Raw genomic sequence first — 22,613 nt, forward strand, 5'->3', positions numbered from 1 at the left:
CAACTAGAGAAAATTGTATACAATCTGAGTTATCAAAAATTTAACATAACCAGAAAATGCAGAAGAATAAGGATATTCGACCACTTCAAGGCTTGCTCAGCGGTGTTGGGCAAGTCTATTTCACACCGTCTGTTATGGCGTCATTTCTGTTACTGGTTGCCATCTCTATAGAGTCACTTTCACTGGCGATGCTTGCTTTATTTGGTGCCAGTTGTAGCTTTGTGTTGGCTAAATATACGAATAAATCAGCCGACGATATTAGTAGTGGTATGTATGCATTAAATGGTGCGCTGATTGCTCTGTTTATCGGTAACTTCTTTGGCGTCACCCCATTTTTAGTTTTAGTGACAATGTTAGGCTCGTCGCTGACAGTACCGATAGCCAGCATCGTATTCAGATTTAAGAAATATCGCGGCTACACCAGCGCCTTTATCCTCACTTCTTGGTTGATTTATGCTATCCAATCAGCCTTTGAGCTTACGGCATTTTCTGCACCTGACTCAACACTGATGCCAATAATCAGTATTGAATTAGACTCATGGGCTAACGTACCAGCGGTGCTGATTCCGTTATTAAAAGGGATCAGCCAAGTCAGCTTTATCGATAATGCACTATCAGGATTAATCATCTTGGTCGCCATCGCACTTAACAATATGAGACATGCGATTTGGGTTGTCTCTGCAGTGTTAATTAGCACCCTATTTAGCTATTCGATTGGCGTCTCTGACGCACTGCTAGAGCAAGGTCTCTATGGCTATAATGCTGTGCTTGTTACCCTAGCATTGGTTCTCTACCAAGGGATTACTTGGCCATTGATTGTGTTAGGCATTGTTGCAACTTGTCTTGTTACACTTGGCTTTCATGAGTTGTCATTGCTGCCACTCACCGCCCCTTTCATCCTTAGTACGTGGAGCATGGTTTATTTGTCCAGACTAATCCAAAAGCGAACCATAAGTTAACTCTGCACGTTTATAGGCCGGTTTTTAAGCGCTCAACATATTGCTTAGGTGTTAAGCCTCGATGTTTCTTAAACATTCGATTAAAACTGGCAGTATTGGTATAGCCTAAGCGTTTCGCAACCTCGTCGATAGACAATTTATAACTCAATAATTCCACTGCAACATTACTTAACGCGTACCCCATAATGGTGGAAAAGTTAACACCCAGTTTGTGCAATCTTCGCTGAAACTGCTGCTCAGATAGTCCCAGTAGACTGGACACTTTATGCAGTGTCGGCAAGCCGAAATGGCGGCTATAGTTGATCATCTCGTAAGTCACTTTATGTTCATCACCGGCATCGGGCATATTGAGGTAATTATCTAGATCATGAAAATTCATCGCCAAACCCATTTTACCGACGCTTGGTGATTGATTAATCGATAACCTCGACTTACTAGGAATCCAAACCTCTGTGCGTGGCTGGCCCCATTGAATATTGCAGCCAAAGTACTCGTGATAAAGGTCGACATTCTCACGATACCCAGCAATAGATACTGACGCTGGTTTGAAATCAGGCCCTAGATATCTCCTGATAATTTTCATCATGAAAATCGCGATACGGACTGAGTCATGAACCTTACCAGTGTCAGAATATTCAGGGTTGTCATAACACCACTTAATAAGACTACCTACTTGTGCCCCGTATAAGAAAGCACCCGATTGCAAACAGTGCAATCCAATATTGACACGCCGAATGGTTGAAGCGAGGTCGTGCCCCGAGAAAAACCAATTAGCAAGTGGTCCTAACTTCTCAATATCTACCCTATCTGCGAGCTTTAAAATTATATCAGGATCATTAGTTTGCTGTTCAAGCAAGCCATACCATTTGTCTACTTCATTAACCGGAATTAAGTTCATGGCGTTAGCAAATACCGAATGCGGAATGCCTAGAGAGTCCATATCTAGCTCACGATTCACCGCCGCATATTGATATATTCCTAAAATTCCTAATGCTCTTAAGAAGTTACAATTATTCATCCGCCACAATTCCTCGACAACAAAATTACAGATCCAATCATATAAGACCCATTATTAAAGTAATTGGTAAAATTTCAAGCTATAAATCTGATATCAATCACACTCGGTGCTCAATTTAACCTAGGGTTTATCAATGAGTTTAGTTAGTGTCCCATTTGTAGGAACCGGCGCAGATACCGTATTACACGTAGTTGCTGGTGTGGTATTGGTCGCAACCATTGCAGCTGCATGTTACGGGTTCTGGCGCGTCCATGAATTGCCAATCAACAAGGCTCATAGTAAAGAGCATCAACAACTTGGCTTAATCACCGCATTAACATGGATTGGTTTTGTATGGCACTGGGTATGGGTACTAGCTGTGATCTTGGCCTTCGTCGATATGGAAAAAGCCATCATCAATCTAAGAGACACTTGGAAATCACCGGCAACATCTAAGGAACAAACGACTTCCGACAAACAAGATGAGGAGAGCCAAACATGTTAGAAGGCTTGGCTATTTGGGCACTGTTCATTTACTTACTTAGGCTAATCGGTATGCCTTGGAATAAAGGTACCAAGGCGTTTGCGTACCTCGGTGGCACATCTTGGTTGTTGTTTGTATGGGTTGGCCTACTCAACTTTACTCCAATGGATTTATCCGGAGGCTCAGTTGTGCAATCTCCACACATTCAGTTGCGCCCAGACTCAACGAATGTGTCGGGTAAGACGACTAAAGTCCATATCCACCCTAATCAAGATGTAACTGAAGGACAGCTAATTTATGAGATTGATGACACCAAATATGTCATCGCAAGAGATAAAGCCAGCGTTCAGCTCGAGTCAGCAGAGGTTGCTTTAGATACGGCTCGCCAAGAAGTAAGCATTGCAAAAGTGAGCTATCGTTCGGCGCTAGAAGACATTAAGGCTTCAGTTGCACAGATAGAGTCAGCAAAAACAGATTTAGTTTTACAATCTAAAACGCTTGATCGTTACCAGAGGCAAAACAGCGTCGTAGAACATACGATTACTGAAACCGACATCGATCAACAAACAGCAAAGGTTGACTTAGCTACTCATAATGTCACTACGCTGGAATCTCAGCTGAGTAAAAAAGAAGTCGATGCAGAGAACGCGAAACTCGACATTCACAAAGCCGAAACCAACGTAAGCAAAAAACAGACAGAGGTGGACTCAGCGAAAGCAACATTGGCACAAGCACAATGGGATCTTAATAGCACCAAGGTCACTGCACCAACTGACGGCTTTGTAACGAATTTTATTCTACGTGAGGGTCAGCGCGTTTCTATGATGCCTCGTATCCAGATGTATACCGAAGAGAAGTACGTGTTGATGCGAGTCAATCACCAAGCAATCCGTAATATTAAGGTTGGTCAGCCAGCGGAATTTGCGACAGCTGTATATCCAGGGAAAATATTCTCTGCAACCGTAGAAGGCATTGTTGAGGCAACGGGTGAAGCACAGGCTAGCTTGCTCGGTATCGATGAACAGGTGCGTGTCACCACAGGTCGAAACCTTCAGAACAAGCACCACTTTGTGCGTTTAAAGATCGATGAAGCAGAAGGCTACGACATTCCTGTTGGTTCTGTCGGTTTAGCATGGGTAAGTGGTGAGAAGCCTATCAGCTTTATGGCGTTTCTAGACGTAATACGCGGGATCATCATTAGAATGAAGTCTCAGCTGTACTTCTTCTACTCTATCTAACACGGCTGATAGATAAAACAAGACAAAGCCCGTGCGATCTCAAGTCGCACGGGCTTTTTTGGTTGCTTACTTAAAATTCCATATTTTTAGGCGTAGAAAGAGTCCATAGAAGGTAAAGAACTCAGGAACGTGCTCATCTCATCGCGACACTAGATCATCACCAGCTAGATCACCCTGCACTAGCATTCAATTGCAAATCGCAATTGCATAATGCAACAAGGGAATTCAAAAACGCAAATAAAACGCCCAAATACGCACCAAATTGCTATTAAACAGCCTATATTCGAGGTTTTAAAAGTTGGCACACTAACTGCAAAGTATATATTGACCCTTCTTAAGCCGAGGGTCACCTAGCCAACTGACGTTGTTAGTGAACCTATTCTTGTTCACAAAATATATAAGCCAATTGCGATTATTGCGATTGGCTATTTTTTTGCCTGCAGTTTGGCCTAGCGTCCTCCTCCCGATACAGACACCCATTCAAACGAATAATAATAAACATTCATAGCCAACCAAGAACAGTAGATAGCCAATGCGTTATAGAAAACGTTTTCTATTTATTTTTTTGAAACAAACAAAGATAATAACCCCATGTTTTACAAGAAAATTAATACAATAACTGATTTTAAAATGCCTTTATTGACAAAATTAGCATTGACTATGTGATTTATATCACCATAATGCGCACGTTTGCCTGCAATACGGCGACCGTTAATTTTAATTTTGATCATTTGCGGAGGTAAAAAATGGCTGCTGATAATAACTACAGTCTAGGGCCGGTTCCTACATCGGCTAGGAAAGGAGTTGCTTCACTCACCATGGTAATGCTTGGACTCACTTTCTTCTCTGCAAGTATGTGGACCGGTGGTTCACTCGGGACAGGTCTTTCATTCAACGATTTCTTCCTCGCCGTTCTCATCGGTAACCTAATCCTCGGTATTTACACTTCTTTTCTTGGCTACATCGGCGCATCTACTGGCCTCTCTACTCACCTCCTAGCTCGTTTCTCTTTCGGTACCAAAGGCTCATGGCTTCCTTCAGCCCTACTTGGCGGCACACAAGTCGGTTGGTTTGGTGTGGGTGTGGCAATGTTTGCTATTCCAGTACAAAAAGCGACAGGCATCGATACCAACACATTAATCATCGTATCGGGCTTATTAATGACAGGTACAGTGTACTTCGGTATTAAAGCGCTAATGGTACTTTCAGCGATAGCGGTACCTGCGATAGCTATCTTAGGGGGTTACTCAGTACTGACAGCCGTAGACAGTGTTGGCGGGCTAGAACAGCTTCAACTGATTAAGCCAGAAACTCCGATGGACTTCTCAATGGCACTAGCAATGGTTGTAGGTTCGTTTGTAAGTGCAGGTACTCTGACTGCCGATTTCGTTCGTTTTGGTAAAAAACCTGCAAGCGCAGTGTTAATTACCATGGTTGCGTTCTTCATCGGTAACTCACTGATGTTTATCTTCGGCGCAGCAGGCGCAGCAGCAACCGGTCAGGCCGACATTTCAGATGTAATGATCGCGCAAGGTCTACTGCTTCCAGCTATCATCGTACTTGGCTTGAATATCTGGACAACCAATGAAAATGCACTTTACGCATCGGGGCTTGGTTTATCTAACATCACTGGCCGCTCAAGTACTACAATGTCTATCATTAACGGCATTATCGGTACGATTTTCGCGCTTTGGTTATACAATAACTTCGTTGGTTGGTTAACCTTCCTTTCGCTAGCGATTCCACCAATTGGTGGCGTAATCATCGCCGACTTCTTCGCGAACCGTAAACGTTACAAAGATTTTGCAAATGCAGAGTTCCAAACCGTTAACTGGGCTGGCATTATCGCGGTAGCAACAGGCGTAGCCGCTGGTCACTTCCTACCTGGCGTTGTTCCTTTGAACGCAGTGTTAGGCGGTGCAATCAGTTACCTCGTGCTTAATCCTCTATTGAACAAAAAAGCTCTGAAATCTCAGGCCGCTTAAGGACACACTATGACAACCTTATTAATCAAGAACGCGAAACTTCAAGACCAAGAGGGCTTGAAACAGATTCTGATTGAAAATGGTCAATTTTCTCGCATTCTCGATAATGACGCACAAATCAATCATCAAGGTGACATCCTTGATGCTGAAGGTGGCATTGCAGTTACTCCTTTCTGTGAACCGCACATCCACCTAGATACCACTCAAACTGCTGGTGAGCCAAACTGGAACATCTCTGGCACTTTGTTTGAAGGTATTGAGCGTTGGGCTGAGCGCAAAGAACTGTTATCAATCGAAGACGTAAAGTCTCGTGCCAAGCAAACACTGAAATGGCAAATAGCTAACGGTGTTCAACACGTCCGTACTCATGTTGACGTATCTGACCCAACGTTAGTTGCGTTAAGAGCGATGGTTGAAGTTCGTGAAGAGATGAAAGAATGGGTCGACATCCAGATCGTTGCATTCCCTCAAGAAGGCATTCTTTCATACCCTAACGGCAAAGAGTTGCTTGAAGAAGCAGTGAAGATCGGCGCTGACGTTATCGGTGCTATCCCTCACTTCGAATTCACTCGTGAATACGGTGTTGAATCTCTGCATTACGTTTTCGAGCTTGCACGTAAATACGACTGTCTGATCGATGTTCACTGTGACGAGATTGACGACGAACAATCTCGTTTTGTTGAAACACTAGCAGCCCTTGCTCATAAGTTTGAAATGGGTGAAAAGGTAACAGCAAGCCACACGACTGCGATGGGCTCTTACAACGGTGCTTACGCATCTCGCTTGTTCCGCCTATTGAAGATGTCTGGTATCAACTTCGTGGCAAACCCGTTAGTGAATATTCACTTGCAGGGCCGTTTTGATGATTACCCGAAACGCCGTGGCGTAACTCGTGTGAAAGAGATGCTAGCAGCAAACATCAACGTTTGTTTTGGTCACGATGATGTGTTTGATCCATGGTACCCACTGGGCACAGCGAACATGCTTCAGGTTCTGCACATGGGGCTGCATGTGACACAAGTTATGGGCTACGATCAAATCAACACTTCACTTGATTTGATCAGCAAGAATTCGGCTCGCACATTGAATATCCAAGACAACTTCGGTATTGAAGAAGGTAAGCCAGGCAGCTTACTGATTCTTCCTGCTGACAATGGCTTTGATGCCGTGCGCCGCCAAGTACCAGTGCAGTACTCAATACGCCACGGTAAGGTGATTGCAGAGACTCAACCAGCTAAAACCAAAATAAATTTAGCTCAAACTGAAGATATCAACTTTAAGCGTTAATATCGTCTATACTAATGATCAAAAGGAAGCTGAGATGCTTCCTTTTGTTGTATTGGACGAAGCGACAAAACTATCACTAAATCAGTGTAAATTTTGTACATTCGCACGGTATGACAAAAAAAGCACAAAATTCTTAAGCAATACGTGTACATCTCAAAAGACTGTGTTACCATGCTCTCGCTCTGTTAGCCGGAGTTATTTAAGTTAGATGAATAGTAAAAAATTGACATGTAAAATCGTTACCCGTTTTTGTAAGTAGTTTTTCCTTATTTCTTAGCAATTTTAAATAATCCAATTATCAGCGCATTGCATCGAATGCAATCAACAATTTAGAAAACTTATGAATAAGGGACAAATTATGTCTAACACAAATACTGGCACTGTAAAATGGTTTAACGAAGAGAAAGGTTTCGGTTTCATTTCTCAAGACAACGGCGGCGCTGACGTATTCGTACACTTCCGTGCAATCGTTTCTGAAGGCTTCAAAACTCTGAAAGAAGGCCAAAAGGTTTCTTTCGAAGTTGAAAACGGTCAAAAAGGCCTACAAGCAGCAAACGTTGTTGCTCAATAATTAGCATTTAGCTAAAAAGAATTTTAAAGCGCTGATTTTTATCGGCGCTTTTTTGTATCTAATGAAAAGTACCCTATGCTTCCTTACTGCTAATCATTTTTTCTACCCACTCTTAAATCACTCGCTCCCCTACTACAAACAACCTCACTTTGGCTTGTCCACATATAGCGTGACTTTCTGAAATCATTACCTTGCTTTAGTGCTCATGTCGACATCGCTGTTGCAAAGTAAACAACGCAAAATATGGTTAAAGAACAACCCATTAGATAACCGTTATAAGTTCACAATCGATATTCATAATAAAAATGAGTGATTAATCCAACCCTCATCCATTAATTATATAATTTTTAAAGCAAAGACCTTCGAAATCCGCTAACCTTGTCAACAAGTGGCTTAGTTGGTTTGGTATCTGCAGTAAAAATAATGAACAAAGACGAATTTCAGAAATCCACCGCAAATCTAAAAAAAGCGGTGCCTCTTATGATGAAGAACAGGGTGTCAACGACACCTGCAAATTACGCACTTTGGTACACCTATGTCGATAACGCTATTCCCCAGCTGACTCAAGACATGGATGGTGTTTTAGAGCACTACGGTATTTGTCCTCCTGCCGTTGGTGAACAGCTATACAACAATTATGTTGCTAGCACATCCGAAACCAATATCAATGACCTTCGCGCTAATTTAGAACTGTTAGTTTCTGAAGTTTCCAATTCAATGAATGACACCCTGACTGACACCTCTGCTTTTTCTGACATGATCGACAAAAGCTTCGAGGACTTGGCTCGTGTTGATAATGAAAGCTTATCTATTGATGAAGTCATGTCTTTGGTTCGACAGCTCGTTTCTGAATCTCGTCATATTCGTCACTCTACTCAGTTTCTAAACTCTCAGTTGAACTCTGCAACATCAGAAATCACCAAGCTGAAAAACCAGTTAGTAGAAGTACAGAAAGATGCGCTTTTTGATAGCACAACAACACTTTATAACCGTCGTTCTTTCGATCGCGATATAGAAACCTTATGTGAAGCGCAACAATCTCTTTGTCTGATTCTTCTCGATATAGACCACTTTAAAAATTTCAACGACACCTATGGACACCTATTTGGCGATATGGTCCTAAAAGGAATTGCTCGCAAACTCAAGCTAAGTTGTCGTGAAGGTATTTCAGCTTATCGCTTCGGTGGCGAAGAATTCGCTCTCATTGTGCCAAATAAATCTTTGCGAATTGCTCGTCAGCTTGCTGACACAAACCGTCGCTCTCTCGAAAAGCTGTCGATTAAAGATCGCCGCAGTGGTGAGCAGGTCGGGAATATTACCGCCTCTTTTGGCGTTGCTGAACTCGAGCCTGGAGAGTCACCACACTCGTTGATTGAACGCGCAGATAAGTTGCTTTACGAAGCTAAAACACTTGGCCGTAATCGCGTTATGCCTCTATAAGGACCATCATTAGTCCGGGCTATTTAAGCCAATTACACGTGGTTCGCCTTTATTGAAATTAGAAAGCCCCAAAGACATTATCTCTGGGGCTTTTTCTTTAACTGTACAAATTGATTTCGTTACCTAGGGTTCACCACTAGAGCTGAAAGCAGTAATTAAGACAGTAATCTTCACCACTTTTTGCTCTGAACTCTTTATCTTCACTGCATGCCTTTGGTTTACCCTTTGCATCACCTTGAATCAAACTGATCCAATGGCGCATTGCTGCAATGGTCTCTTCTCGCATTGTGGTGGTTGCTTCCATTGGTGATTGGCCAAACGTAGTACATGATTCCAACTGAATATCATCGATTTCTACTAGTTCAATACAGCCTGTCCCTTTATGGCAGCCAAACATCACCTCTAGGTGGCTTCCACTGCCATCTCGGAACAAGATAGAGTCTGGATCATTCTTCTCACCCATGTACGCTACAAACTGTTTAGGGTACTTTAGACCACTGTGCTGACCATCTTTAAAGTAAGCCATGATGTGGCGGTAATCAACGACATAACTGGTTACGTCTTGATGTGAGCCATTCTCAAATGGGAATAGTCGATCAAGTAGCTGCTTTGCTTTAACTTGCTTTTCAGTTTGCTGGTTTGCACTGATCGTCTCCACGGCAAAGACAGCTTCAGCGATAAATGGTTTTGATTGTTTTTGGATTTCTGTTTTATCGAATGTAAGCATATTCATAGTCTTTCCCTCTTGACCAGTCCGGTGATAACCACCGATTTCTAAAGCAAAAATGTGTCCTAGAGCAATTATTCCAAACTAACGTTTAATTTATTTGTCATTTTGTGAATTGCTTAGTTTGTAGATTAGCGCTTTTTTACATACAATTTCACAACAAAAATTTTACAATGTGAATTTTACAAATATGGCCTTGTCAAAAAGTTTAGTTCGTCAGTCACATTTCCTAGGTACGAAAATACGTAACCTAAGAAAACGTAACCATTTAACAATGGAAGATCTGTCTGCGCGTTGTATCAGAATCAACCCAGAATATGCCCCTTCTGTTTCTTACCTTTCAATGATTGAACGTGGAAAGCGGGTGCCAAGCATCGATATGCTGGAAGTGATTGCACAGGTCTTTCAGAAAAATCCAACATGGTTCCTCGACGACGAATCAGAACAGCAAGCCATAGCTCCAGATAAAGGGAATCGCGGCGGAATAAGTGGCATGGCACTCGAGCCGAGCTTCCTTTTCTCTAACGACATCCTACAAATTGCGATTCCTGAAATGCTATCGCAAACAGGGATCTCTGGTCGACAGTTTGCACACCTATTGATTCGAGCGCATCAAGAGAGCAACCAGAACCACTTCCCTGACCTTGAGCGTGCTGCAGAGGAGGTTGGCCTGAAACGCCTCAACCTCAGCGTAGAAGACCTCATAGACATCGCTAGAAGCCTAGGAATCAACATCCGTTGGGTTACTCGGACGCCGCAGGACGTAGTCGATGAGCTCGGAATTAACGCTAAGCAGTTAGTGACCTCCTTCTTTGAGCCTCCCGGAACTATCTTCTTAAACGAGATTCTTAAAGAGTATCCAACACGTCTGAAATACGACCTATCGGTTTATATCGGCCATTGCATTCTGCACAGCAAAGAAGGCCTAAAGAGTGTGTTATCAGTCGGTAATAACAACACATGGGACGACAACCAAGTATCAGGCTCTTCCCAACTCAACTCTCAAGACATTCTTCAAGCATGGCGTGATTTTGAATCCAGCTTCTTTGCTGGCGCGCTGCTATGCCCCAAAGTCCCGTTCAGACAGCTTCTCGATCGTACTGGTTACGAAATCGACGTTCACAAAAGAGCAGGGGTTTCCCCCTCTGTTGCGATGCGTCGAATGACGGTAGTATCGCCCTACCCTCACTGGCACTACTTTGATGCTTATGGACCGGGGAAACTCAAGGCGGTGTACCGCGGGAACGGGATTCCACTGCCTTGGGGCAATATGAGAACGGTCGCTGACCCATGTCAACATTGGGCTGTGTTCCGTCGATTATCTGAACCTCGAGCGGGTAGCTCTGCTCAGATCTCCATTTTGAATGTAGGTGATGAGCCAAGAATCTACTGCTGTGAATCCATCAATATGACGGACCCAGCGGGTAACAATCGCGTATTGTGTGCAGGTATAGACCTCAATCCAGCGATTGATGCTCAAGGTGGTAATTCGAGAGAAATAGCAGAGCAGCTAAAAGCTTCGTGCGTCAACAATGGCGGCTCTGTAGCAATACCGCGTAACATCAAAAAAGATCTCACGACAATAGCCAAGATTCTAAATATAAATTGGATTGAACGTGGGATAGAAACAGAGGCTAGGCTTATCTGCTCCAGAGGTGGAGAGTGCCCGCGCCAACCAAGCTGTTACTCAAAGTGTGGTGAGTGTTAAAGCAATTGAGGTACGGACATGATAAGCAGTTATCGTGTTCTACTTCTTTTGTCTGGATAGCTTTGTTTTGCCTACTTGGCTTTATGGAGCAACGACTATTAGTAAAAAGCAATAAAACAAATAGAGCCTAAAATTCAGGCAAAAAAAAACCAATCACAAAAGGGTGATTGGTCATATATTTTGTGTGAACAATAAAGGCTCACTAACAACGTCAGTTGGCTAGGTGACCCTCGGCTTAAGAAGGGTCACCATTACTAATGCAGCATACGTGCCAACTTTTAAAATACGTATTTACTACGCATCTGGACACGTATTCGCCGTAAAGTCTTGTTTGTTTTGCAAACTGAAATTGCAAATTGCAAAAAACCACAAAAACGCTAGTGATTATGTTGTTATTAAAAAATCATTAACGATTCGTTACCCTTCCCCTAAAGTCTAATTTATCAATAGATTCAACCGTTTTATCCTCTCCTACTACTTTCTCAAACGACAAAATAACAGGCATAAAAAACGCGAACATTGATATTCAATATTCGCGCTTAATCAATTTCTATGACAGAAAGTACTTAGCCAATGAGACGCCTTTTTATCACGCGACTCCGGTTCGTTACTCTCAATATCTCAGCAAAGATTACTTTTGAGGAGCTGGCTTAGAGCGGCTTCTAGACGGTTTGTTTGTCGAAGGCTTGCTTCCTGCTGGCTTGTTCGATGATTTGCTTGGGCCATAACTGCCACCGTAACCCGACTTCTTAGGTTTGCCTGCAGGTTTACCCGCGTTGTTTGGCTTACCTGTACCGTTAGATTTACCTGCACCGCTTGGTTTGCTCAAAGTGTTCTGAGAACTTGTGTTATTTGCGGCAGGTTTATTGCCTGCATTACCGCGCTTAAAGTTGCTGCCGTTGTTTCTCACTGATTTATCTTCACCTGTCGCGGCTGAATTGTTTTCAGTCGGCTTCTTTCCAGCCGTTGGCTTACGCTTTGGCGCAGATCCATTACCGGCTACATGACGCTTGTTCTTGCCTGCTGGCTTATGCCCACGAGCGTTATCTCCAGAGCGTTGCCCATCAGCATGCTCACGTGGTTGTTTTGCTTTCTTCGGCTTCTTAGGCTTAATTGGACGGGAATCCAAACGAGATTCAGGTAACTTGTTTACAGGAGAGAAACCTTCAAGTTCACGGCGCTCTAACACTTGTTGAATAAGGCGTTCAATACCGAACAACTCACCTACCTCATCAGCACAAACCAATGAAATCGCTTTACCAACTTCACCAGCACGGCCAGTACGACCTATACGGTGTACATAGTCTTCTGATACATGTGGAAGATCGAAGTTAACCACTTGAGGCAGTTGCGGGATATCAATACCACGAGCGGCGATATCAGTCGCAACAAGTACTCGTACCTTACCTGTTTTAAAGTTCTCTAAGGCTTTAGTACGTGCACCTTGGCTCTTGTTACCATGAATAGGTGCTGCAGTGATGTCTTGCTCTTCAAGAAAACGCGCAAGCTTATTTGCACCGTGTTTTGTTTTGCTGAACACCAAAACTTGTCGCCAATCGTTATCTTTGATTAGCTTCGCTAGCATTGCACTCTTTTTCTTTTTATCTACTGGATAGATGCTTTGCTCAACCGTTTTTGCCGTAGAGTTTGCAGGACTGACTGAAATCTCAACAGGATTGTTCACCAAGCCTTTCGCTAAGCTGCGGATATCATCAGAGAACGTCGCTGAGAACAGTAGGTTCTGACGCTTCTTAGGCAAGAAAGCCAAGATCTTACGGATATCGCGGATGAAACCCATGTCTAGCATGCGGTCCGCTTCATCTAGCACTAGGATTTCTAGTTGGTCAAAACGCACTGCATTTTGGTTGTATAGGTCAAGCAGACGACCTGGTGTTGCCACCAGCACGTCACTACCTTTACGCAGTTTTTGCATCTGAGGGTTAATCTTCACGCCACCAAACACTACCGTAGAAGTAAGCGGTAAGTTAATACCGTACTTCACTACGCTTCCATTCACTTGTGCAGCAAGCTCACGAGTTGGCGTTAGCACTAGCGCACGAACTTGATTCTGACGTACGCGAGGGCCTTTCGATAACATTTCAAGAATAGGTAGCGTGAAGCCTGCAGTTTTACCTGTACCTGTTTGAGCAGCGGCCATCACATCTTTGCCCGTTAGGACAGCTGGCACGGCTTTCTCTTGTATTGGTGATGGCTTATCGTAACCTTGTGCTTCAATAGCTTTAAGGATCGGTTCAGAAAGGCCAAGGGAGGTAAAACTCATAGATTATTTTCTCAGTTGAATAACATTTAGTATGAGCAACACGTTCAAAAGTGCGTTGCTTCAGCTTTTACTCATCAAATACATTGATACGGAGCAAAGCGCGGTATTCTGAGGCTTTTCACCACATTCAGCAACTAAATTCTAATCGCAGCTTAAATTCAACTTAGATGACTTGTCGCTTCTGTTCGTACATTTTTTCATCAGCGGCTTTCAAGAGTGCATCGACATCATTGTAGTTGTTACTATGAATAACCCAACCGACGCTAATTCGAAGGTAAATAGAATGCGCCTCGTAAACAACGGGGGCCGAACATATCGCCTTTCGTAGTTTAGTCACTATCGAAGATACGTGTTGATCATCGATGATGCGTGGCAATAAAAGTAAAAATTCATCCCCTCCTATCCTTGCGACGATATCTGAAACACGCAACTCACTCCTAATGCGGTTCGCGCACTCGATCAATACCTGATCGCCAGCCGCATGACCATAAGTGTCGTTGATTGCTTTAAACCCATCGAGGTCTATATTTACAACGGCAAAGGTTCTTGCTCTCTGTTTGAGAGTGGTGTTAAAGGCCTGGTTGAGGCTATACATGAAATATCTGCGATTCGGTAACATCGTTAGCGCATCATGCATAGAGCGGCTATCTGCAATGCGGTACAGGCGATATATAGTAAAGAAGGCAAACGCCAGCACTAACATTGTGGAGTAACCCACCAGTCTTACCGCTTGAATTCTATACCAAGGCTCATCCATTAATACATGCTCGTTGCCGGAGAGAGCAAGGTACCAACCACCATATGGAAAGCTCACCTGTTCGGTGGTAAACGCATTATCAAACACATCCTGAGAGCCATAAAAGACAGCGCCATCTTTACCTGAACTGTTTACACCGCGAATCGCGAGTTGATACTTATTTTCGATGTTCCCGATCCCTATATCTTCAAACAGCTCATCTAAACCGATTACAGCACTAGAGACACCCCAGTAATCTTGATTGAATGGCGGATCTCTAAAGATCGGAGTGCGTGTAATGAGGGCTTGCCCTCCTTGAAACAGTTCAAAGGGACCAGCGATAAAAGTGTTGCCAAGATTACGAGCTATCTCAACAGACTCCCATTGATTTGGATGGTCACGATAATTGATACCGAGAATCTGCTCATTGCCTTCCAGAGGGTAAACAAAATTTAGAATGTCGTCTTTGGCGAGCCCGATAAGTCGAATATGGAAGCCATCTTGAATGATATTCTCAGCAATCTTGTCCCAATTTTTCACTTCACCATCGGGGTTGATGGTCACTAAAGTCGAGAAATTATTGAGGATATACATATCTGACACGATCGCGGCTTCAATCCGAGAACGAATAATGGATAGTTGCTTTTTTGCCTCTGAATACGATTCGTTTTTAAGAAAAGTTAATTGCTTGGCGTGAAAGAACTCTATTGCGCTTACTATCGCAAGGAAGAAAAGAAAAGATACTACTTTGGCAGACCACTGCTTGCTAGAACCACTTGGCATTGACGAACCTCTAACACTTTTGTTCTATATACTGCCTTATAACGGCTCATTTCTGGCTTATTACTCTAGTATGCCGCTAAGTCATTAAAAATCTATACTAACGTCGACTATCTATCAAATATTGAGTCATTCATCACTTCAGACTTCTTAACTAAACGAATGATTTAATCAAAAAGGGTTAGTGAACCTTATAAAGCTAACATTGTATTGACTCAAAGCTTACATTAAAGGATTCATCAATGTTATTTTACATAAACTATCAATCAGCTTGGTACCTCACGACATGAAGTTAAAAACTATCACACTGTGTACATTGCTATCAGCCTCTGTTGCCGTTGCTGTTCACGCACAAGAAAACGCTCAAGCGCCAACCGTAGCGAGCGTTCAATTCCAAGCAGATTCGCTCAACTCTCAAGAACAGTCTTTCAAGCAGTCTGCTGACCTTATTCGCACCACCTACGAAAGCCAGCTGTACACTCTACCTGCATTCAAAGAGGGTCACTACGGGCTGCGAATGTATCGTCAGACATTAGACGACAAATATTCCGCTGCAGTGTGGAGTGACATGGCAAGAGTGGCAAGCAAGCTCAGCACCCTGTCAAATGATGTTCAAACCATGGAACAAATCGTACTCTACTCAGAGAAGCGTGTTGCATCTTATATTGGGGATAACGATGAGCGCAGTGTTCGACGCTACAACATCACCAAGCACATGCCAGAATACCTCTACCTTGGCGTCGACCTTCTTGGTTCAATGGCTCGTGCTAATGAATACGGTTTAGAGCACAAGAACGACGCCAAGCTGCGCGAAATCATTCGTCGCTATGACTTCTCACGATATGTAACCAATCAAGACATGGTGAAAACGTGGGCGGCTCAATTAGCTAATCAGGTATACTGGCTGCGCCAACTGGGTGAACAAGATGTCGTTGATGAGTTCGTCGATACCTTCAAAAAGGCATACCCAGACGATAAAGATAAGAAACTCTCAAGCCAGCAATTTGGCAATAAAATCTATGGCATGACGCACGTCATCTTTGGCGACTCCGAGTACTACCAGCATCAAGTAAGCGAACAAGATCATCAATGGATCTACGATTACTTCAGAGAAAACATCGATACGATTCTACTTCGTGCGAAAGAAGATGTGATCGCTGAGGTTGGATTAACCTTCTTATTGGCAGGTTTAGAAGATGATCCCGTTGTCGAGAAAACTCGACTCGCGATTCAAGCTTCAATCGATGAGAAACAAGGCATGATCCCTTCAATTACTGGCGATTTTGACCTTGAGTACGGTGAACACCGCAATGTGCTAGCAATCATGCTACTCGATTGGCAACAAGTGAATGAAGCACCGACTTACGAAGGTAACCCTAAGGTATTTACTAATACCCCTTACGGGCTCATAAAAAACCAACCGCTGAAGAACTAGCAGCAATATCTAGGTTGTTTAGAACCCCAAAAGCCGCATGCCTTCCGAGGCCTGCGGCTTTTTAAATTCTTACCAAACCATCACACAGGTTCTGGGGGGACTTTGTTCATCACTATCGTGAAATCCCCTTCAGCGTAGCCTTCTATCAGAGAGACATCGTCACACAACGTTTTACAGAAGCGATACACGCCCTGAGGGTGATAACTCATTAAGGTGTTACGCGAAGGATATTGGCTTGAATTGAGAAGATTAAAAATCACCGTTTGATTCGCCAATTCAAACATACGAGTGATCATGTTGATCAGGTAGTCTGAATCACGAGAGATATAATTCAGTGAGCCACTTGCTATAACCACATCGTGTGCTCGGAGATTCATCTTACTCATATCACCCGATAAAAACTGACAACGAGCCTCGGTGTAGCTTTGCTTAGCCTTTTTGAGGAAGTCTGCGTGTTGATCAACGCCCGTGTACGATTGAATGCAATAGATACTGTCGAGCAGTTCAAACAACTCTCCGTAGCCACAGCCTAAATCCAAAACACTTTTTTTCTCAAAATCGGCTGAGCGAGCAATCACTTCAAAGCGACATAATTGGCTCTCTTCGCTAGTCCAACCTAAAGACTTCGCTTTATCACCATTCGAACGGTTAGTCTGCTTTCGGTGATACCAATACACCTTAAGACGATCACGCCAGTGCATTACGAGAAATCCACCCACACTTCACGTCCACCAGCCAACTCTTGGTTATGGTATTGCCATTGGTATTGCGCGAGCAGCTTCTCGGTGAGCTCTAGCCCTAAACCAAAGCCCAAATGATTGTCTTCTTCCGCGCCATCGGTATTGTGATTAACAATGGTGACTTTTAAGCCCACTTGAACGATATCCACCGTCCCGCTTCCTGTATGTTGAAAGGCATTACGGATCAAGTTAGTCAATACAATTCGAGTTAGCCCGACAGGCAACTGGCACTGTGTGTCGTCGCTTTCAAGGTTCACTGCCACATCTTTTCCATTTAATAGATAGGTTAAGTCATGGTTTATCTGTTGCAACATGTCGCCGATATGTGTGTTTTCCAGCGGCAAATCTTTGTCTTGCTGTCGTGTCAGCCACAACAAGGTTTCAGTCAGGTCTGTCATGGTAAAGCCCGCACGCTTGATTCGGTCTATCACTTCAAGTTGCTTTTCTGGGCTCTTGCCTTTTTGAATCAACTTCTCTAACAGTTCACTGTTGGTTCTTGTCACTGCAATAGGCGTGCGTAACTCATGACTCGCGTAACCTAAGAACTTCTGTTCTCGTTCTAAGCTGCTTTGAACCGAGCTTAAGCTATCGCGAATGATGTTAGCTAAGGTGTTCAACTCACTGAAGTGAAAATCGGGAGTGGGTTCATTGAGGTTATCTTTGTCTAACGACTTGGCCCAATTCTTTAGCTGCTCAACAGGCGATGCTACTTTACGTAATATCAAAACTAAAATCGCAAAAAAGAGAACAATCGCGGCTAACGCCGTCAGAAAAATTGTCACAAAGTGAGGCAGCGCTTTGTCGTCTAAGAAATGGTCTTGTTTTTGGTCAAACACAGCAGAAACGTAACGCACTTCAGCTCCCTTCATCACTTTCATGACAAAGTAACCTTCTTTTGGCGGTGCAAAGATTGACTTACCAAGAACCTTTTTTGAGATGACATTTAACTCAACGTTATTCTGCTCAATATGAGTTTGAATACCTTGTGGTAAATCGCTCCATTGCGTTGCAACCGTAAACTCTTGATTGGTCATAGGCTTGCCCGGTTTCACAATCTCTTGCTGAGCTTGAGCAATCATAGAACCACGCATAGCGACATCCATACCTGAGATAAAGTAATTTATACTCAATGCTGATAGAACCAGAATCGTCGTTACGCCCGTAACCAGAATCGCCAGCAAAACATAGATTCTTAAGCTTGGTCTAATCTTCATCCTTCTGGTTGCTCCTTAATCGCAAACCCTTTACCCGCAATGGTATGAAGTAATTTGTTGTCTTGTTCAGCATCGACTTGTTTACGTAGATTGAAAATATGCACTTTTAAGCTATTACTGTCTGGTTGGTCATCGCCCCACACACCCTGAATTATCGTCTCTCTTGAGACGGGATTGGGGCTAGAACGCATCAAAACTTCTAATATTTTGAGCGCAGTTGGGGAAAGCTTGAGAGGTGAGTTAGCACGATAAGCTTGATGCTGTTTAAGATCGAGCTCCAGATCGCTCACCGATAATCGGCTAACCTGACCACTGCGTCGCTTGGCCAATACTTGCGCTCGAACAATTAGCTCTTCCATCGCAAATGGTTTGATCAAGTAGTCATCGGCCCCTTTTGAAAAACCCGTCAATTTATCATCTAACGTATCACGTGCAGTCAGCATCAATACTGGTGTGTCGATCCCCTGTGCTCTAAGGTTTTCACAAACCTGCAACCCGTTCATCTTAGGTAGGTTCAGATCGAGGATCACCGCGTCGTAACGATTGGTTTCTATTAGGTTAAGGCCCGCTAAACCATTGGCTGCATGATCACACTGGATGTCTTCTAAATCGAGGTAATCGATAACAGCAGTCGCCAAATCGAGGTCGTCTTCAACCAAAAGCAATTGAAGCTTATCTGTGAGTTTATTAGTGACGGATTCTGCCATCATGACGACCTCTATTGTTAGTTGTAGTGTAGCTTCGCAGTGATCTTTGTATCTTGATCGGTAACGAACCTAGACCGATGTAGCAAAGACTCACTCTGCCCCATCAGCCTAGATATCATTAGCTTAGCTATTGTTAAGCCGTTTGTTCAACGCCTTTGACTCGATTTGTGACTTTAAGAATCAGCGACTTAATCTCACATTGAATCATTAATAATGCTGGCGTCAGAATCAGTGTAATAAGTGTTGCAAACAAAATACCGTAGCCTAACGCCGCTGCTGCAGGGATCAGGAATTGAGCCTGCAAAGACGTCTCACTTAATAGTGGCGTCAAACCTGCGAACGTTGTAACCGATGTGAGTAAAACGGCTCTCAGTCGACCAGAACACGCTTCAACAATCGCATCGTGAACCGACTTGCCCTTCTCCTTGATTAACTCGTTAAAACGGGAAACCAACAACAAGCTGTCATTCACTACCACACCGCTCAACGCTAAAATACCGTTTAACGATAGGATACTGATTGTTAAGTCATTCCACCAGTGTCCTAGGATTGCGCCAACAATACCAAATGGAATCGCTGTCATGATGATCACCGGTTGAATGTAAGACTTCAGCGGGATAGCAAGCAGCGTGTAAATCGCAATCATAGCGAGCACAAACATGCTCATCATTGAGCTAGCCGTCTCTTCTTGCTCTTCCGTTTCGCCTGCAAAATCGACCGTTAACCCGGGATATTGCGCTTCTAGATCCGGTACTAGCGTTTCTTGCAGTTGATGAACAAGCTCTGCAGGTGCAACGACGTCTTTATCTAGAACAGCACTGATGTAAACAGCTCGTTGACTATCAATACGTGTAATCTCTGAAACTTGGTAATCTGAATGTACTTCCGCAACAGTACTCAAAGGCACCACGGTACCGTCGTTGGTTCTCACGCTCGATTGCTTGATATCCGCAATGGTTTGACGAGCTGATTCTGGGTAACGAACTCGAACTTTCACTTCATCTTTACCACGTTGGAATTGCTGAACGATGTCACCACCAAACGCCTGTAATACTTGCTGTGAAAGGCTTGCCGTATCAAAACCTAGCGCACGACCTTGTTGTGTTAATTCGAAACGATACTGAGGCTCGCCAAGATCCAAGTTATGATCAATGCCACTCACACCATCAATCGCTTGAAGCTTGGTTAAAAACTCATTGCCCGCCGCGGTCACTGATTCTTCATTCCACGCTTTCAGTTCCACTTTGAAGTTGTCGACCATCTCCATTTTAGACAAGATTTTAAGCTTCTTAACCCCTTCCATTTGGCCCACAGCCTCTTGCCATGTGTCTGCAAACTCGTTCGATGTGTAAACACTGTCGCTATCCAATTCAATTTTCACTTGGCCAGAATCATCGGCATCAGCGATAACCTGAAGGCTAAGCAGTTCCGATGCTTCATCTTGAGCACCGTATTGCGCTCTCAGAGTTTCATCCGTTTGTGTTGCCGCAGCTTCAAGTACCAACAAGTTTTGTTGTGTTTGACCAAAGCTCGCATCGTTTTGCATCGACATATCAGCAGTCACGGTGTCACCCGGCATATCAGGGAAAAACGCCACACGAACCGCGCCTGTCATTGGCAACCCTGCCACCAAGATAAGCAGTGATAAGAAAACCATTACCACGGCGTAACGCAGTTTCAACGCCCATTCAATCACAGGGCAATAGATGCGCTTATTAAACCAACCTAATCCAGTATCGGCAGCATGTTGAACGCGAGCCCATAGCCCCTTCTTCTCACTGCGCTTAGTATTAATGTGTGCAAGGTGAGATGGCAGAATGAACTTAGACTCAACCAAAGACAGTAACAAACAGATAGTCACGACCGTACCAAATTGAGCGTAAATCTGCCCCATGTTGCCTTCCACATTAGCCAGTGCTAAGAAGGCAACAACCGTCGTCAACACACCAAATATGGTCGGTGATGCCACCTTCATGGTGCCTCGAATGGTACTGCCAATTGAGTCGCCTTCTTCTTTGCGTGTGGAGTAGATACTTTCCCCGACTACCACCGCATCATCAACGACTATCCCGAGCGCCATAATGAAACCAAACGTGGTCATTTCATTGATGGTTAACCCCATAAAGGTGTCGGTCATGAAGAACATGGTGCCAAAGAACACAAACGGTAAGCCCGCAGCAACCCAGAAAGCGACACGCACGTTAAGGAATACCGCTAACACGATAAACACCAAAGCAATACCAGTTAACGCGTTTTTCACCAATAGGCTCAAGCGATCTTTGATCATGGTACTTTTGTCGTACCAAGTTTCAATTTCGACATCGCTAGGCAGCATGTTGCTGTTCTCCCAGCGCTCTACCACTTTCTCTGCTTGCTCAACAATGCTGACCACGTCTCCGTATTCATCCATCACGATCTGAATCGCCATCGCATTCTGTTGGTTATAACGCGACAGCATGAAGGTATCGTCGGCAAACATATCTTCAACGTTGGCAATATCACCCAGTGTAATTTGAGTGCCATCGCTGGTCGTCATCACCGGAATCGCGTTGAAATCTTGGATCTCATACGCCTGTTCAGACACCTTCAAACGAACCGTTTTTTCGCCGTTGCGAAGGCTAGTAGAGATGGCAGCAGAAGACTCCGCATTAATAGCTTCTGAAACGTCAGTCAGAGTTAAACCGTAAGCTTGCAGCTTGTTCTCATCAACCTCGACTGAAATCATAGGATCAGCCTTGGCCTTGATTTCCAGGTCGCGAATCGAAGACTGACTCAGTAAATCCGACTTAAGTTGCTCGGCTAAACTCTGTAGCGTTGCTCTATCTGCATCCCCATAAAGCTGTACCCATAAGGCGTGATCTTGCATACGAGCCTTATCAATCACTGGATTATCAGCGCCTGCAGGTAGGTTATTGATCGCATCAACCTTGGTTTTCACGTCGGCTAATAGGACATCAAGATCATAAGTGCTCGTTTTCTCAATTGAAACATGGCTGCCATTGGCGTCAGAAGTCGACGTAATACGCTTAATGCCCGGCACGGTTTCTAACGCATCTTCAATCTTAATCGCAATACCTTCTTCCGCTTGGATAGGGTCACCACTGTCATAGGTTACAGACACTGTCACCACATCAGGTTCAAGGCTTGGAAATGCTTCTTTACGCAGTGAGTTCAGTGATAACAGGCCAATGATGATCACGCCCACTAACAGCAAGTTCGCCGCCACAGAGTTATTCGCGAACCATGCGATTGCGCCAGTATGTGGTTTGCTCGGCGTCTGGTTACTGTCCATTCGGCTATTCGGTTTCAACTCATGAGACATGA

The 22,613-nt window shown here is 43.9% G+C and carries 17 protein-coding genes; 9 read left to right on the plus strand and 8 right to left on the minus strand.

Going from position 1 to position 22,613, the window contains the following annotated elements:
- Window positions 1–56 precede the first annotated feature (56 nt).
- Window positions 57–959: an urea transporter gene (locus tag OCV56_RS19635; RefSeq protein WP_086712567.1), complete on the plus strand. Its 903-nt coding sequence runs from the start codon at window positions 57–59 to the stop codon at window positions 957–959.
- A 10-nt stretch (window positions 960–969) separates the two neighbouring features.
- Here OCV56_RS19635 and OCV56_RS19640 read toward each other — a convergent pair whose 3' ends face one another.
- On the minus strand, window positions 970–1,977 hold the full coding sequence (locus OCV56_RS19640) for an AraC family transcriptional regulator (RefSeq protein ID WP_086712566.1): 1,008 nt from the start codon (window positions 1,975–1,977) through the stop codon (window positions 970–972).
- Window positions 1,978–2,110: 133 nt separating this feature from the next.
- Here OCV56_RS19640 and OCV56_RS19645 point away from each other — a divergent pair, with 133 nt between their 5' ends.
- From OCV56_RS19645 to OCV56_RS19670, 6 genes are all read left to right on the plus strand, one after another.
- The gene (locus OCV56_RS19645; protein ID WP_086712565.1) at window positions 2,111–2,461 is read left to right on the plus strand and encodes an MFS transporter; all 351 of its coding nucleotides are present in this window, start codon (window positions 2,111–2,113) and stop codon (window positions 2,459–2,461) included.
- Window positions 2,455–3,678: an HlyD family secretion protein gene (locus tag OCV56_RS19650; RefSeq protein ID WP_086712564.1), complete on the plus strand. Its 1,224-nt coding sequence runs from the start codon at window positions 2,455–2,457 to the stop codon at window positions 3,676–3,678. Before OCV56_RS19645 ends, OCV56_RS19650 begins: the two co-directional genes overlap by 7 nt.
- 746 nt (window positions 3,679–4,424) lie before the next feature.
- Window positions 4,425–5,663: a cytosine permease gene (gene codB / locus OCV56_RS19655; RefSeq protein WP_086712563.1), complete on the plus strand. Its 1,239-nt coding sequence runs from the start codon at window positions 4,425–4,427 to the stop codon at window positions 5,661–5,663.
- A gap of 9 nt (window positions 5,664–5,672) precedes the next feature.
- On the plus strand, window positions 5,673–6,950 hold the full coding sequence (locus OCV56_RS19660; RefSeq protein ID WP_086712562.1) for a cytosine deaminase: 1,278 nt from the start codon (window positions 5,673–5,675) through the stop codon (window positions 6,948–6,950).
- Window positions 6,951–7,308: 358 nt separating this feature from the next.
- Window positions 7,309–7,521, plus strand: coding sequence for a transcription antiterminator/RNA stability regulator CspE (gene cspE / locus OCV56_RS19665; RefSeq protein ID WP_004740083.1), 213 nt, complete (start codon window positions 7,309–7,311; stop codon window positions 7,519–7,521).
- 423 nt (window positions 7,522–7,944) lie between these two features.
- Window positions 7,945–8,961: a GGDEF domain-containing protein gene (locus OCV56_RS19670; protein ID WP_086712561.1), complete on the plus strand. Its 1,017-nt coding sequence runs from the start codon at window positions 7,945–7,947 to the stop codon at window positions 8,959–8,961.
- A 136-nt stretch (window positions 8,962–9,097) separates the two neighbouring features.
- On the opposite strand, the gene OCV56_RS19675 is transcribed toward OCV56_RS19670, so the two are convergent.
- A complete protein-coding gene (locus OCV56_RS19675) occupies window positions 9,098–9,694 on the minus strand; it encodes an aldolase/citrate lyase/malate synthase family protein (protein WP_086712560.1) in 597 nt (198 codons plus the stop codon).
- A 268-nt stretch (window positions 9,695–9,962) separates the two neighbouring features.
- On the opposite strand from OCV56_RS19675, the gene OCV56_RS19680 reads away from it, so the two are divergent.
- On the plus strand, window positions 9,963–11,396 hold the full coding sequence (locus OCV56_RS19680) for a DUF3612 domain-containing protein (protein WP_228761196.1): 1,434 nt from the start codon (window positions 9,963–9,965) through the stop codon (window positions 11,394–11,396).
- A 631-nt stretch (window positions 11,397–12,027) separates the two neighbouring features.
- On the opposite strand, the gene OCV56_RS19685 is transcribed toward OCV56_RS19680, so the two are convergent.
- Both OCV56_RS19685 and OCV56_RS19690 read right to left on the minus strand, forming a co-directional pair.
- Window positions 12,028–13,677, minus strand: a complete 1,650-nt coding sequence (locus tag OCV56_RS19685; protein ID WP_086712558.1) for a DEAD/DEAH box helicase — start codon at window positions 13,675–13,677, stop codon at window positions 12,028–12,030.
- A gap of 163 nt (window positions 13,678–13,840) precedes the next feature.
- Entirely contained in the window at window positions 13,841–15,196 is a 1,356-nt protein-coding gene (locus OCV56_RS19690; protein WP_086712557.1) for a diguanylate cyclase domain-containing protein, read from the minus strand.
- 283 nt (window positions 15,197–15,479) lie between these two features.
- Here OCV56_RS19690 and OCV56_RS19695 point away from each other — a divergent pair, with 283 nt between their 5' ends.
- Complete coding sequence (locus OCV56_RS19695; protein ID WP_086712556.1) at window positions 15,480–16,628, plus strand: DUF3541 domain-containing protein; 1,149 nt, start codon at window positions 15,480–15,482, stop codon at window positions 16,626–16,628.
- Between the two features lie 80 nt (window positions 16,629–16,708).
- Here OCV56_RS19695 and OCV56_RS19700 read toward each other — a convergent pair whose 3' ends face one another.
- From OCV56_RS19700 to OCV56_RS19715, 4 genes are all read right to left on the minus strand, one after another.
- Window positions 16,709–17,329, minus strand: coding sequence for a class I SAM-dependent methyltransferase (locus OCV56_RS19700; protein WP_086712555.1), 621 nt, complete (start codon window positions 17,327–17,329; stop codon window positions 16,709–16,711).
- Complete coding sequence (locus OCV56_RS19705; RefSeq protein ID WP_086712554.1) at window positions 17,329–18,582, minus strand: sensor histidine kinase; 1,254 nt, start codon at window positions 18,580–18,582, stop codon at window positions 17,329–17,331. The genes OCV56_RS19700 and OCV56_RS19705 overlap by 1 nt, the downstream gene beginning before the upstream one ends.
- A complete protein-coding gene (locus OCV56_RS19710; protein ID WP_086712760.1) occupies window positions 18,579–19,289 on the minus strand; it encodes a response regulator transcription factor in 711 nt (236 codons plus the stop codon). Before OCV56_RS19710 ends, OCV56_RS19705 begins: the two co-directional genes overlap by 4 nt.
- A 133-nt stretch (window positions 19,290–19,422) precedes the next feature.
- On the minus strand, window positions 19,423–22,611 hold the full coding sequence (locus OCV56_RS19715; RefSeq protein ID WP_086712553.1) for an efflux RND transporter permease subunit: 3,189 nt from the start codon (window positions 22,609–22,611) through the stop codon (window positions 19,423–19,425).
- Window positions 22,612–22,613 lie beyond the last annotated feature (2 nt).

The sequence above is a fragment of the Vibrio gigantis genome, assembly GCF_024347515.1.
Taxonomy (GTDB): Bacteria; Pseudomonadota; Gammaproteobacteria; order Enterobacterales; family Vibrionaceae; genus Vibrio; species Vibrio gigantis.

Coding starts and splice junctions, on each gene's coding strand:
- OCV56_RS19635 (WP_086712567.1), top strand. CDS start 57: ATGCAGAAGAATAAGGATATTCGACCACTTCAAGGCTTGCTCAGCGGT.
- OCV56_RS19640 (WP_086712566.1), bottom strand. CDS start 1,977: ATGAATAATTGTAACTTCTTAAGAGCATTAGGAATTTTAGGAATATAT.
- OCV56_RS19645 (WP_086712565.1), top strand. CDS start 2,111: ATGAGTTTAGTTAGTGTCCCATTTGTAGGAACCGGCGCAGATACCGTA.
- OCV56_RS19650 (WP_086712564.1), top strand. CDS start 2,455: ATGTTAGAAGGCTTGGCTATTTGGGCACTGTTCATTTACTTACTTAGG.
- codB (WP_086712563.1), top strand. CDS start 4,425: ATGGCTGCTGATAATAACTACAGTCTAGGGCCGGTTCCTACATCGGCT.
- OCV56_RS19660 (WP_086712562.1), top strand. CDS start 5,673: ATGACAACCTTATTAATCAAGAACGCGAAACTTCAAGACCAAGAGGGC.
- cspE (WP_004740083.1), top strand. CDS start 7,309: ATGTCTAACACAAATACTGGCACTGTAAAATGGTTTAACGAAGAGAAA.
- OCV56_RS19670 (WP_086712561.1), top strand. CDS start 7,945: ATGAACAAAGACGAATTTCAGAAATCCACCGCAAATCTAAAAAAAGCG.
- OCV56_RS19675 (WP_086712560.1), bottom strand. CDS start 9,694: ATGAATATGCTTACATTCGATAAAACAGAAATCCAAAAACAATCAAAA.
- OCV56_RS19680 (WP_228761196.1), top strand. CDS start 9,963: ATGGAAGATCTGTCTGCGCGTTGTATCAGAATCAACCCAGAATATGCC.
- OCV56_RS19685 (WP_086712558.1), bottom strand. CDS start 13,677: ATGAGTTTTACCTCCCTTGGCCTTTCTGAACCGATCCTTAAAGCTATT.
- OCV56_RS19690 (WP_086712557.1), bottom strand. CDS start 15,196: ATGCCAAGTGGTTCTAGCAAGCAGTGGTCTGCCAAAGTAGTATCTTTT.
- OCV56_RS19695 (WP_086712556.1), top strand. CDS start 15,480: ATGAAGTTAAAAACTATCACACTGTGTACATTGCTATCAGCCTCTGTT.
- OCV56_RS19700 (WP_086712555.1), bottom strand. CDS start 17,329: ATGCACTGGCGTGATCGTCTTAAGGTGTATTGGTATCACCGAAAGCAG.
- OCV56_RS19705 (WP_086712554.1), bottom strand. CDS start 18,582: ATGAAGATTAGACCAAGCTTAAGAATCTATGTTTTGCTGGCGATTCTG.
- OCV56_RS19710 (WP_086712760.1), bottom strand. CDS start 19,289: ATGGCAGAATCCGTCACTAATAAACTCACAGATAAGCTTCAATTGCTT.
- OCV56_RS19715 (WP_086712553.1), bottom strand. CDS start 22,611: ATGTCTCATGAGTTGAAACCGAATAGCCGAATGGACAGTAACCAGACG.